Consider the following 14,191-nt stretch of genomic DNA (forward strand, 5'->3'; position numbering starts at 1 on the left):
GTGAAGGGGCAGTGCTGAAGCCTGTTGTGCCTTTTTGCTCTCGTGATTTAAAGAACGAGTTATTGAGCAGGATTTTACAGCTGATACAACAGCTGTGGGGGGAGTTATTTGTCGAAAAAATACAATGAAATAAAAATCAATATTGCGTCATGCGGATAAAATGTAATGCGCCAACAACAAAGAGGCAGTTGCGACTGCTTGTCTTATTCCTTTTTGCTCACGTGATTTGTTTTGCAAATGATGTGCAGAATCAGTATGTCACTGTTACAGTGCGCAAAGCGCGTATCAGTCTTAATGTAAAGAATCAGCCGCTCAAACAGGTATTCCTGCTGATAGAGCAGAAAACAGGACTTTCCATTGGTTACAATGCAGCCGCAGTAAATGCTATGGAGCCTGTTAACTACAAGGCAAACGATGAAGAGTTGTCCACCGTGTTCGAGGACCTGCTGAAGGGCTATCAGGGTACTGTAAGACAGGTAGATGAGAACCACATCTTCCTGAAACTGGAGAAAAGAAAAGCAGTGGAAAAATCATTGCTGCCTTTGGCTGTAGTCGCTGCCACACCTATCGTGATCTCCGGTACAGTAACGGATGAAAACAATCAGCCGGTACCAGGTGTAAGCATCCATGAGAAAAACAGTAAGAAGAATACAACTACCGATGTAACTGGTAAATACAGCATTGCTGTTAATACAGGCGATGTGCTGGTTTACAACTTTATTGGTTACGCACAGCAGGAAATAACTGTAGGTGCTGAAAACATGATCAACGTTCAGCTGAAAGTACAGAACAGCCAGTTGAAGGAGATTGTGGCAATTGGTTACCAGTCCATCAGGAAAAGTGATGTAACAGGCGCCGTATCCAGCGTAAAAGCGAGTGAGCTGAACCTGACTTCTCCTTCAGTAGGACAGGCGCTGGTAGGTAAAGTTGCCGGTGTACAGGTATCACAGGTGAGTGGTGCGCCTTATGTGAGCACCAAGATCCGTGTACGTGGTATCGGTTCTATCAACGCAAGCTCAAATCCGCTGTATGTAGTGGATGGTTATCCAATGGATAATGATATCTATATCAATCCGGAAGACATCGAATCTATCGACATCCTGAAAGATGCTGCATCTGCAGCGATCTATGGTTCCCGTGCTGCGGGTGGTGTAGTGCTGATCACTACCAAACGTGGTAAAGAAGGTAAAGGTAAGTTTGAATATGACGTTCAGACTGGTATCAACCAGCTGGCCAGAAAAGTTAAACTGCTGAATGCTGAACAGTTTGCACAGCTGATGATCGATGGCAGGAACAATTCTTACCAGGACCTGGTGGTCAACAAGGGCCTCCAGTGGACTGATGCAATGTTCTCTGACGATAACGCTACCCGTGTTGCAAAAGTTGGTAACGCTAACTCCGTGCAGATCGATCCTACATTCTACGATTTCGCCAGCCAGAAGGTGATCACGCCAAAGTATAACACTGACTGGCAGGACCTGCTGTATCGCAATGCGATGTTCAGCCGTCATAACCTGTCATTCTCCGGTGGTAGCAAAGAAGTGAAATACTATATCAGCGGTGGTTACCAGGACCAGGATGGTATTATCCTGAACACTGGTGTGAAGAAGATCAACTTCCGTGCAAATATAGATGGTCAGATCAATCCTAAACTGAGAGCTGGTATGAACGTTTCTTATACCAACAACCAGAACAAGGAAACAGAGGAAGGTCGCTGGGACCACAATCCAATCATGGCTGCCCTGCTGATGCTGCCTACTTATCGTGCATTTGACGACAAAGGTAATATCGTTAAGAATGAAGTAGCGGCATTGTCATCTACTTATGGTTATAACAGTTTCGAGAACCCACTGGCCATTGCGAAGGAGATCAATATCCGCCGTAGAGGTAACCGTAGCACCTACAATGGTTATGCGGTTTATCAACTGCTGCCTGACCTGTCTCTGAAAGCAAACCTGGGTATGAGCAACTATGCTGAAAAGTATGACTATTATTATCCAACCAGTCTGAGTGCCGGTACAAGCGCCCCTTATTCCGTAGATGCTAAAAACGCTGCGAATGCAAGAGCAAAGAATACCGGTATCTGGGACCAGCTGGGTGAGTTCACAGCTAACTATAGCAAACAGTTCAACAAACACAAATTAGATGTACTGGGTGGTTACACTGTACAGAAAACAAGTGGCGATGAACTGGAGATCAGGGCAAAAGGCTTCCAGGACGACCGTATCCAGGAGCTGAACGCGAAAGGTGCTGATCCTGCGCTCTTCACCCTGTACAATGCTACTAAATACACTTATACACTGGTGTCCTACCTGGGACGTATCAACTATAGTTACGATAACCGTTATTACCTGACCGCTTCCTTCCGTACAGATGCATCATCCCGTTTCGGTGTTGAAAATCGTTGGGGTAGCTTCCCTTCAGTAGCAGCGGGCTGGAATATCTCTAATGAATCATTTTATCACGATTGGTTAGGCCAGCATTCTACGCTGAAATTGCGTGCAAGCTGGGGTCTGAGTGGTAACAACAACATCGGTAACTACAATTCAACACAGGTAATGGGTACTCCAACCGGTGTACCGCTGGGTACTCCGGGTACTATCAACACCGGTACTTTCGCCGGCGATATCATGGACCCTAAGATCGGTTGGGAATCTACCTCACAGTATAACGGAGGTCTGGATATCGGATTGTTTAACGGTCGTATCAACGTGATCGCTAACTACTATCTCAGTTATTCTTATAACCTGTTGTTTAAACAGCCTATTTCAGCTATCTCAGGATCTACAACGGTGTTAACTAACCTGCGTGATTCCAAGATCCGTAACAGAGGTATTGACTTACAGCTGGATGCAAGAGTGATAGACGGTAAAGATTTCCATCTGAACTTTGGCGGTAACATCTCTGTAAACCGTAACAAGGTACTGGACATGGGTGGTGCTAACACGATCCTGGTGGCCGGTGCTGAACGTTCTTACCTGACGCACATCACGCAGACAGGTCAGCCTGTTGGTATGTTTTACGGTTTCAAAGTACTGGGTGTAGCTACTGAAGCTAACTATAAAACACTGGCTCCATCCGCTGCCAGCTCTAATCCATTACATCCGGGCGATCTGTATTTCTATGATAAGACCGGCGACGGTATAGTGAACGATGCCGATAAAGATGTAATTGGTAATCCTTATCCGAAATTCACTTACGGTTTCAACCTGTCTGCTACATATAAAGATTTCTATTTCTCCTCTTCCTTCAACGGTTCTTATGGCAACCAGGTACTGGATGGACAGGATTACTACCTGTACAACATGGAAGGTTCCGGCAACCAGTATGCTGACGTAGCAAACCGTTTCCGTTCTGCATCTCAGCCAGGTAATGGTAAAGTATACCGTGCTTCCCGCGCAGGTACACAGAGCAACAGCACCCGCTTGTCTACATTCTACCTGCAGGATGCATCTTATTTTAGATGTACTAACATGGTGCTGGGATATAACTTCAAATTCCGCTCCTTACAGGAAAGATTGGGAGTATCAAAAGCTACACTGTTCGTAAGTGTTGACAACGCATTCACGATCACCAAATACAAAGGATATAATCCCGAGGTAGATTACAACGGTACCAGCGCAAGCCCGAACCTGTCGCCAGGTGTTGATTATGGTATGTATCCGCTGGTTCGTGCTTATAACGCAGGTGTTAAACTTGGTTTCTGATCTATTGACGCTTAAACAAGAAACAAAATGAAGAATAGAATATCTGTTATACTGGGTTTGGCAGCTGTGCTGGCAACATCCTCCTGCAGTAAGGATTTTCTGAACCAGACCAATCCTAACGCACAGACGCTTGATAATTATTTTCAGAATGAGAATGATGTACTGCTGGCGGTGAATGGTATCTACCAGGCCCTGAGAAGTGATAACGCAATTGGTGAAGGTAGCGGTTTGTTCACAGAAGAACGGTCCGACAACACCGGTCGTAATGATAACCAGTCAAACGCTGGCGAGCCTTTCCAGTTCGGCGATTTCTCCCTGCTGCCAAGTAATACCTACCTGAAATCTCATTGGGTGGCGATGTACCAGGTGATCTCCAGGGCCAACCTGGTATTGTCAAACATCGATAAGATCAGCTTCGCCAGTGAGGATACAAAGAAATCTTACGCAGCAGAAGCAAAGTTCCTGCGTGCCCTTATCTATTTCCATATGGTGCGTAAATGGGGTGATGTGCCTTTAGTGACGAAGCAGATGAGCCTCGACGAAGTGAGAGCGAATACTTTCCGTTCGAAAGATACAGCTGTATACAGCCAGATCGTGGCTGATCTGCTGGATGTGGTGAATAGTCCGCTGCCCAATTTCCAGACCGGCGCTAATGTCGGCAGGATATCCAAAGCAGCAGGTAATGCATTACTGGGCCAGGTATACCTGACCATCGCACAGACCATCAACGATGGTAAACGCAATGATAACCTGGCTAAGGCGAAACAATACCTGACAGCCTGTTATGATATGCGTAAGTTCGGTGAGCTGAAAGAGATCCCTTATACAGACGTTTTCAGCGTAGATAAGAAAGGTTCCTGTCCGGAGCTGATCCTGCAGATCGTTTACAAACAGGGTGACGCGACTTATTCTTCGAAGATTGCCGGTAATAACCAGGCTGCCGGAGAATCTATCAACTCTCAGAAAGTTACAAGCGGCGTAGGTGGTAACGTAACCGGTGATCTGATCAACGATTATGAAGCCAATGACCTGCGAAAAGACTTCTCGGTGCATTATGCAAACGCCAGCAACGTAAAAGACTGGTACATCACTAAATTCCGTGATGTAAGTGATGCAGCAGGTAAGAGTGGTTACGGTGGTAACGACTTTATCCTGATCCGCTATGCAGATGTGATCCTGATGCTGGCAGAAGTGAATATGTACCTGGGTGATAACGCTACTGCTATCCAATTCCTGGATCAGGTGCGTGCAAGGGCGGGAATGCCGAATTATGCAACGGCTATGCAGGATGCTGCTTACAGCGCAAAATATCCTTCCCTGAAACTGGCTATTCTGCACGAGCGTCGTGTTGAACTGGCTTTCGAGAATCACCGCTGGTTTGACCTGCTGCGTACCTTCACAACGCCGGAACTGGTGGATTATTTCCATGCGAAAGACCAGGCTTCCTTCGGTATTGCGAAGCTGAGCAATTTTGCACTGAAGGATCGTTATTACCCGATTCCGTTTGACGAGTATAAACTTGATCCGGTAAAGATGTATCAGAATACAGGCTATTAATACCAAAAAAAATAGATGAATGCAACGGGGGCGTCTCTGATGAAGGGGCGCTTCCCTATTTTTATTCTCTGGGTTGCACCCGGGGCCACAAACACAACGCTCCTCCGGAGCTGAATGCAGCAATTGTATAATTCAATTGTCTTCATGGACATGCATCGGGATATGGATGGGGATATCCCAGGCCATTAGCCCCCTTTAGGGAGCTTAGTGTTTGTAGCCCCGGGTGCAACCCGGGGAACATAACGCGATCCCCCGGAGGGGAAGCTGGTTTAACCTCTATCGAATCAACACCCCGGGTTCCCTTGGGTAGGGTATGTATTCGGTACGACTATAGTCGGAGTATAGTCGGACGCTATCTCTACCCCCGGGAGATCTCATTCGGAATTGTCAGAGGTCCAACCCAAAGGCATATCAAAGGCAGGGTAAAGCCATAGTAAAGGCATGGATAAAGCATGGTATCGTGGACCATTTTTGGCTCACATATACCAACCCAGCCTCCCTCAAAAAAAAATCACTTCTTGCTTTTTATTTTATCTTTTCACTATATTCAGCGCAGATAACGCCTACATCTGTCGCTCAACCAAAATGAATCTATGCGTAAATATCTGTTGTTCATATCCTTAGCCCTGTTCATCTTTCCTTGTAGCCCTCTTTCAGCGCAAACGAAGCAGTATGTGATTGACAGTAGTTTACAGGTACCCCTGAAGGACGGTACAATCTTAAGCTGTATGCTGGTATATCAGAAGGCCGCTAAATGGCCTTTACCGGTCGTTTTAAGGGTTAGTTGTTATCCAATAAGCACTGATACCCTCCGGGCACAGTTCGTGGCAGATAGCGGCTATGCAGGCGTTTTTGTGTACAATAGAGGGAAGAGCCGGTCAGGAGGTAGTTTTTACCCCATGGAGAATGATGCGGCGGACAACTACGAGGTAATTGACTGGATCAGTAAACAGTCCTGGTGTAACGGGAAGGTGGGTATGTACGGCGGTTCTTACCTGGGATTTGCGCAATGGGCCACCATGAAAAAAGTACATCCTGCCCTGAAGACCATTGTGCCACAGGTGGCGGTAGGTCCGGGCATCGATTATCCCAATCCGGGCGGCATATTCCTTACCTACACCCTGCAATGGCTGAAACTGGTCAGGAATAACCATTACATGGATATGGCCACGTTTACCAACCAGCAGAAATGGAAAGAGCTGAATACCGAATACCTATTGCGGGGCCTGCCTTTTAATGCACTGGATTCCCTGGAAGGCAGCGGCATGGACACTGTTTTTCAGCGCTGGATAGCCCATCCCGGCAATGACGATTTCTGGCAGCGGATGACGCCTACGGCGGAGGAATTCTCCCGGATCAGTATTCCCATCCTGACTACGACCGGGTACTTTGATGACGATCAGCGGGGTGCGATGCACTATTACAATATGCACCATCAGTACGGGCCGAAAGAAGGGGTGAATCAGCACTTTCTTTTCATCGGGCCTTTTGATCATGCCGGAGGCCAGGGAGGCCCGCGGAGGAATCTTATTCCCCCGTACCAGATCGACACCGTTGCCATGGTAGACCAGAAACAGCTGGTGCTGGACTGGTTCAATTATACGCTGAAAGGAGGGAAGAAGCCGGCTTTCCTGCAGGACAGGATCGCTGTATTTGCCATGGGCGAGAACAAATGGCATTACTTTCCTTCGATAGAAAAAATGAACCGGGATACCTTATCGTACTATTTACCGGCAAAGGCGGGAGAAACCCTGCACACAAAGAGAAGGGGAGGAAAACCGCTGGTATTCTCCTGGGATGCGGCAGATCCGGTAGATGATACCATTGAGATCTATGATGGCGCCAGTAATATGATCTCGGAAGGTGTTTTCAGGAAGAAGCACCTGGCCACCTTCAGTACAAAGCCTTTGAAAGAAGATATGATCATGAACGGATCTATTACTGCTGATCTCTGGTTATCGTCAGGCACACCCGATGCCGATATTATGGTCAGCTGGTGGGAGATAGACGCCAATGGGAAGAAATGGCCGCTGGCACATTATGCGCAGCGACTGTCTTTAAGTATTGATAAAACAAAACCGGTATATTGGAAGGAACATGAGGTGCATCATATCACACTGGATAACACTCCCTGGATCTGTAAACAGCTGAAAAAGGGCAGCCGTATCGTGATGACGCTTAGTCCGGCGGCAAATCTCTACTGGCAGAAGAATTATGGTGCGGCGAAGGATGTGAGTCAACAGACCCTGCTGGATACATTATTGCAGGAACTGAGGATCTATCCCGAATCCCATTTCAGTATACCTGTCATGTAAGTGCCGCCATGTCTGAAGCAGAAACCAGCTCAACCGGCCCTTTCTTCATTTCTACCAGATTGGCAGCTACACAGTATACTTTTCATGCGGAGAACCCTAACTGAAGAAATAGCAACTATTTGAAAACATAGTAGCCGAGGGCTAGCCACAGAAGGCCTTTAAGCAGGAAGAAGATGAAACCCCAGAAACCGATACGCTTGATCCATTTAACAAAATTCTTCCTGGGCGTGGGTGTCGTTTGTTGTTCCATATAAGTTAACGTGAATGGGCGATGCCCTGCAAGTTACGGGATTGTTGCTATTGTATAAAAACCAGAAAGGAAAAATGGCAAAACATCCTGATATTCATGAATATTTGTATATATTTGTGCCCATTCTATAACCAACTTGATAAAACCTCATGGGACAAACGAAATTACCCGAATTCTTTCACTGTGATGATTATTTTATTGACGAAAAGGTAGGCCTGCTGAAGTTTGCGAATGCATATAAAGTATTTAACCAGGACGGTCAGCAGATCGGCAACATCCGCCAGGAAGTACCGCTGTTACACAAGTTCCTGCGCCTTATACTTGATAAGAGGATCTTCCCGTTTACGCTGAATATTGTGGATGCCAATGAGCAGGTGGTAGCGTCTATCCACCGCGGCTGGACATTCTGGATGTCGAAGATCGAGATCCGCGATATGAATGGTGTAGTGGTGGGTGGCATCAAGCAGAAATTCAAGTTTATGAAGCCGCTGTTCCACATCCTGGACGCCAGTGGTGAAGTGCTGGCTGAGATCAAGGGCGACTGGAAGGCATGGAATTTCCAGATCGTTGACAAGGCTGAAAAGGAGCTGGGTGCTATCAACAAGAAGTGGGCGGGCGCTTTCAAGGAAGTATTCACCACAGCTGATAAGTACCGGGTTACTATTGCGAAAGAATGTCCGGAGGATATCAACAAGATGGCGATTGTAGCAGGCGCTATCACCATTGATATGGTGCTGAAAGAATCCAAATAACAAAAGATATGGGAGAGGGGTGATACATGACCATGTATCATCCCTTTTTTATTGCATCCAGGCTCCCGGCAGACTGTTCTTTCCCGATGCCCCATGGCCCGATATTTGAAGAGGTTGCTAATTAGCTTTTAATTCATATCATATGAAAATAGCCAGTCAGCGGCCATTGTTTTGTATCGGAATCGGGTGTTCGGCCGGAGGACTGGAGCCCGCGTGTGAGTTTTTTCAACAAGTCGTGGAAAAAACAGGCGCGGCCTTTGTCGTGATTCCCCATCTTGGTATAGAGCATAAAAGCAAGTTCAGTTCTATCTTAGAGAGATATACCCACATGCCGGTACACCGGGTGGAAAGGGATATAAAGCTGGAAACAGATCATGTGTATGTACTGGCGGAAGACAGGATGATGATGGTGGAAGATGGTTATCTGAAAGTACGGCGGCGTTATACCAGGGAGATCATTAATAAGTCGATCGATATCTTCTTTAAATCCATGGCGAAAGCCTACCGGGAAAATGGTATCGGCGTTATCCTGTCAGGAATGGGCACCGATGGCATAGAAGGGATCAAAGTGATTGAAGATCATCACGGACTGGTCATTGTACAGGACCCGGATACGACTGATTTTAATATTCTGCCGCAGAGCGCTATCAATAAAGACGATCCGCATGCGATCCTGCCTCCGGCAGATATTGCACGTTTCCTTTTAAGGCACCTGAAAATAGACAACAGCCTGAAATTGAGGTGACTTGATTTTTATATATCTTTAGCAGTTTTTAAAATATTTGTTAAAAAAACAGGCATAAAGTAAAGCTGTTTGTATGTCCGATACACATGCTGAAGGGGAAGTAAACAAGAAACGATCTGGTTCGGTTTCCAATGCTGCATTAAAAAGTATTTTAGCCGTCCTGTCGGAATTCTCGGGTGTAGACTTTCTGCAGTACAAGCTTTCCACCATTACCAGGAGGCTACAGCGGAGAATGTCGCTTGTGAATATTCATAGCTTTGAGGAATATCTTACGTTCATAAAAGACAACGAAAGCGAGCAGAATATAGTTTATGCAGACCTGCTGATCCACGTATCCTCCTTTTTTCGCGATGGGAGCAGCTTTGAGTATCTACAGCGGTTTGTACTGCCGCAGGTGGTAATGCAGGCCCGCGAAAGAGGAGAACAGGTGCGCATATGGGTTGCGGGATGCGCTACCGGAGAAGAAGCCTATTCAATCGCCATCTGCCTTTATGAATTAATGGGAGATGAGCACTTCTCCAACAAGGTGAAGATCTTTGCAACAGACCTTTCAGAAGCCGTTATCGCTACCGCGCGAAAAGCCATATACACAAAGACACAGGTAGCAGGCGTATCAGCAGCACGGCTGGCGCAGTTTTTTGCAGAAGGGGAACAGGGTTATGAAATATCGCCTATCATCAGAGACGCATGCGTATTTGCCTGCCACAACATGCTGACGGATCCTCCTTTCGCCAAGCTGCACCTGATCAGCTGCCGTAACGTGCTTATTTACATGCAACCGGTACTGCAGAAAAAAATGCTGAGCATATTCAACTATGCGCTGACAGACCGCGGTTTTCTCTGGCTGGGCAAATCAGAAACCAACAGATCTCCCGACCTCTTTGAGATGCCTTCAAAGAAAACGAAGATCTACCTTAAAAAGAATGTAGATAAATGGACGCTGAGAAACGCGTTCCCTACCAATAAAAAAATAAAGCACATGACACCAAGCTTTGACCAGGAGAGGGATGAGAATATTGATGCTCAGAAAGCGGCCGACAGTATCATACTTTCAATGTATGCACCGTCTGCAGTATTGCTCAATGAGAAGTTCGATATTATTGAGTTCAGAGGTGTTACCATGCAGTATTTCGAACATGGACCCGGTAGAGCCAGCCTGAATATTTTCAAACTGGCCCACAAAGACCTGGTGCATAGTCTCAGAAGTGCACTCAACCACGCACAGTCTGCCAGAAGGAATGTTCGGAAAGAAGGGCTGACAATCAACACCGGGGTGGCGATGCTCAATGTTTCATTCGAAGTAGTGCCTATCGGCAACCTGCACGAAAGTTATTACCTGGTGATCTTCAATCAACAGCAGCACGATCCGGCCGGCGGAGAGCTCATCGCCAAAAAGATGGAGATGCCGGAAACGACCGATGAAAAGAACCTGCGCATCCTGCAGCTGGAAAAAGAAGTACAACGTTATAAGGAAGAATTACGAGCTGTTGCGGAAGCTTACGAAGCGACCAATGAGGAGCTGCAATCTGCCAATGAAGAGCTGAAAAGCCTTAATGAAGAGCTGGAAGTTTCGCAGGAGGAATTGCAGGTCATCAATGATGAACTCAGCACCCGCAACAATGATCTGCTGGATAGAAATAATCAGCTGAATAATGCCAGGCTGTATGCGGAGTCTATTGTAAATACCGTACATGAGTCCCTGCTGATCCTCGATACGAATATCCGCGTCGTAAGCGCAAATGCCTCCTTCTACCGCACTTTCAAAATGGAGCGGAAAGAAACAGAAGGAAAGCTGCTATATGAAATGGGGAATAAGCAATGGAATACCTCAGACCTGCGTTCGCTGATGGAAAACCTGCTGACGTCCAGAACACCGTTTGCTAATTATGAACTAACGTATAAGGATTCTGTCAACGGTCAGAGAACCATCAAGATGAATGGTCAGTTGATCACTTCGCAGGACCTGAAAGAAGAGCTGATCCTGATCGCTATAGAAGATATCACTGAAGTAAGAGAGGCGAGGGAGCGTATTGCCCGTAAACAGGAAATAGTACGTACCAATGAGGAAAGGCTTCGCCTGGCACTGGAGGGCACCAAAACAGGTACCTGGGATTTTAATCCACTGTCCGGAGAACTGTTGCTGTCTGACAGAAGCAGGGAACTCTTTGGTGTTACGACTGGCACACCGCTGAAGTTTGACAGCTTTATCAAAGCGATTCATCTGGCAGATGCCCCGGCTGTACAGGGGACCATCACAGCGGCCCTGGCAGGTAAAGACAATGGATCTATCAACATTGACTTCCGTATCAACCTGGCAGAAGATAAAGTAAACTGGATCTCCTGTAAGGCGCAGGTCTACTATGATGAAAACGGCACAGCGATACGCGTACTAGGCGTGGTGACCGACATTACAGAAGGTAAGCAGTTCGAAAAACACCTGCAGGAAGTGAACAACAGGCTGAGCTTTGCCATGCAAACCGGCAGACTGGGTTCCTGGGAACTGGAGCTGTCTACCGGTACGGTGCTTTGTAATGAACAGTTCAGAAGCAATTTTGGATTGCCTTCAAAAGCGCAGCCGACATATGAAAAGCTATTGTCACTGATACTGCCGGAAGATGCACAACGCGTAGCGGATGCATTACAGCAGGCAGTAGACAATCGGGTGCTTTTTGTGGAGGAATACCGTATCAGGTGGCCGGATAGTTCCATTCACTGGATAGCGGCCAGCGGACAAGGTATCTATGACGATGAGGGCAGAGCAAAAAGAGTGATTGGTGTAGCGCTGGATATTACGGAAAGAAAGCAGGCGCAGCTGCATTTACAACAAAGTGAGGCGTATTTTCGGATGATTGCAGATACGGCGCCGGCGATGATCTGGATCGCGGAAAGAGACGGTTCCTTCTCCTTCTTTAACAAAGCCTGGCAGAAATATACCGGACGTACACTGGACCAGAATAAAGACAATGGGTGGTATGACATCATGCACCCGGAGGATACCGATAAATGGAAGATCAATTTCAGCCGCTCTTCGCGCGACAGGAAGAACTTCTATGCAGAGTTCCGCCTGAAGCGCCATGATGGTACTTACCACTGGCTGGCCTGCTCGGGCATCCCCCGCTTTAATTCACAGGATGAATTTGTAGGCTTTATCGGCGCCTGCACAGACATCGACGACCAGAAGATGGTGGAGGATGCACTGGAAAGAAAGGTCAGGGAAAGGACCATTGCCCTGGAAGACGCCAACGCCAACCTGTCCAAGCGGAACCATGAACTGGAGCAGTTTGTTTTCATCACTTCCCATGATCTCCAGGAGCCATTACGTAAAATCCGCCTGTTTGCCGACATGCTGGAAAGCGCAAAACCAGGCGCCACGAAGATAGATACAGCGCTCTACTTGCGTAAGGTGAAACAATCGGCTATCCGTATGTCGGACCTGATCAGGGACCTGATCGCCTATTCCAGGCTGGAGCTGGGAGAAAATGCTTTCCTGCCGGTAGATCTCAACCAGATCGTGACCAACGTAATAGAAGATTTCGAACTGCTGATCAAGGATAAGAATGCAATTATCGAGGTGGATGAACTGCCGGTAATAGACGCGGTGCCTTTGCAGATGAACCAGTTGTTCTATAACCTGATTGGAAATGCGCTGAAGTTTTCTGGTCCCAATGGCGATACGCGGGTGACGATCACCTCCAATAAGATCTCAGATACAGAATTGAAAGAGCTGCCTTCATTGCCAGTCGGTCCTGTCTACTACCGGATCATTGTAGCAGATAACGGTATCGGGTTCAACCAGGCCTATGCAGATAAACTGTTTGTGATTTTCCAGCGACTGAATCAGAAAGAGAAGTTCGAGGGGACAGGCATCGGGCTGGCACTCTGCCGGAAGATCATGGATATCCATAACGGCGATATCCAGGCATACGGAGTGGAGCAACAGGGAGCGGCGTTCCATATTATTATACCGGAAACACAGCAATGACACAATAAAATAACTTTTAAGGCGTTCTCTACGCACAGAAATGGCTCCCGACGGGGGCCATTACTATTTCCAGCATTATGCAAATAGCCCGGCTTTAACATATTGGGAATCAGAGAATATTATTATTGTAATTTTTAATATAAATTTGCGTAATTTTTCGACCTAATTAGTATTTTAGACACTGGTATGGTTTCCTTTAAAAGGCGCCGACCACCATATTTGTTATGAGGCCTATCCTATGTCTTTTTTTCATAATTGTGCAGATGATTGCCAGGGGACAGACGGCAACTGCACCTCCGTCTACAGAACCGCCTCCGGCGGGTGCCGTAGCTCCGGCAGGCCCAGTGAAAAAAGGCAATTTTGAAACAGAATTTAAAATGAAATCCGGCAGTTACCTGGGCTTTGGCCAGGTGAATCTCGGTATGGGTGAAATAGGATTCAAAGTGGTTGTATTCTGCCAGAATAAGGAGAAGAAGAACGGCCGTCTTGAATTCCGTATTGACCGTCCAAAAGGAAAGAAGAGCAGGCGTATCGGTACGCTGAAGATCCCCTTTACGGGAGATACGACCTATGCATTAAAGTTGACCGGCAATCCCAAATACTCCTATGGAGTACACGATCTTTATCTTGTGGCGAAAGGCAACCCCTTCAGCATTACTTCCATCACTTTTGTGCAGGATTACTGACGTAATACCTGTTATTGCAGTTTCAATATGAATGTTAAATAACCCGGGACGGTGATGAATGGCCCGGGAAACAAAACATTGATAGGTTCGGCAATGAGCCTCAGTGTTTGTAGCGCGGGGTGATAATCCCGGGGAAATACGGAATGATAATCCCGTGACTGCGGAATGATAATCCGTATCGGCAATAAACCGGGAAA

The 14,191-nt window shown here is 46.9% G+C and carries 7 protein-coding genes; all 7 read left to right on the forward strand.

Features of this window, described 5'->3' with window-relative positions; translation table 11 throughout:
* The first annotated feature begins 149 nt into the window (after window positions 1-149).
* The 7 genes from BLR32_RS25980 to BLR32_RS26015 all read left to right on the forward strand — a co-directional run bounded on the left by BLR32_RS25980 (window position 150) and on the right by BLR32_RS26015 (window position 13,994).
* Window positions 150-3,707 (forward strand): SusC/RagA family TonB-linked outer membrane protein, encoded by a 3,558-nt coding sequence (locus tag BLR32_RS25980; protein WP_089836142.1) that lies wholly within the window; start codon window positions 150-152, stop codon window positions 3,705-3,707.
* Between the two features lie 27 nt (window positions 3,708-3,734).
* Window positions 3,735-5,264: a RagB/SusD family nutrient uptake outer membrane protein gene (locus BLR32_RS25985; RefSeq protein ID WP_089836144.1), complete on the forward strand. Its 1,530-nt coding sequence runs from the start codon at window positions 3,735-3,737 to the stop codon at window positions 5,262-5,264.
* A gap of 593 nt (window positions 5,265-5,857) precedes the next feature.
* Complete coding sequence (locus BLR32_RS25990) at window positions 5,858-7,579, forward strand: CocE/NonD family hydrolase (protein ID WP_089836146.1); 1,722 nt, start codon at window positions 5,858-5,860, stop codon at window positions 7,577-7,579.
* Between the two features lie 399 nt (window positions 7,580-7,978).
* A complete protein-coding gene (locus BLR32_RS26000; protein WP_089836150.1) occupies window positions 7,979-8,581 on the forward strand; it encodes an LURP-one-related family protein in 603 nt (200 codons plus the stop codon).
* A gap of 142 nt (window positions 8,582-8,723) precedes the next feature.
* Window positions 8,724-9,326 (forward strand): chemotaxis protein CheB, encoded by a 603-nt coding sequence (locus BLR32_RS26005; RefSeq protein ID WP_089836152.1) that lies wholly within the window; start codon window positions 8,724-8,726, stop codon window positions 9,324-9,326.
* Window positions 9,327-9,399: 73 nt separating this feature from the next.
* Window positions 9,400-13,308 carry a CheR family methyltransferase gene (locus BLR32_RS26010; protein WP_089836153.1) on the forward strand — a complete coding sequence of 1,303 codons (3,909 nt, stop codon included), beginning with the start codon at window positions 9,400-9,402 and terminating at the stop codon, window positions 13,306-13,308.
* Between the two features lie 263 nt (window positions 13,309-13,571).
* Window positions 13,572-13,994, forward strand: a complete 423-nt coding sequence (locus BLR32_RS26015) for a carbohydrate-binding protein (RefSeq protein WP_176842434.1) — start codon at window positions 13,572-13,574, stop codon at window positions 13,992-13,994.
* The last annotated feature ends 197 nt before the right edge of the window (window positions 13,995-14,191 follow it).

Source organism: Chitinophaga filiformis (assembly GCF_900102545.1).
Lineage (GTDB): Bacteria > Bacteroidota > Bacteroidia > Chitinophagales > Chitinophagaceae > Chitinophaga > Chitinophaga filiformis.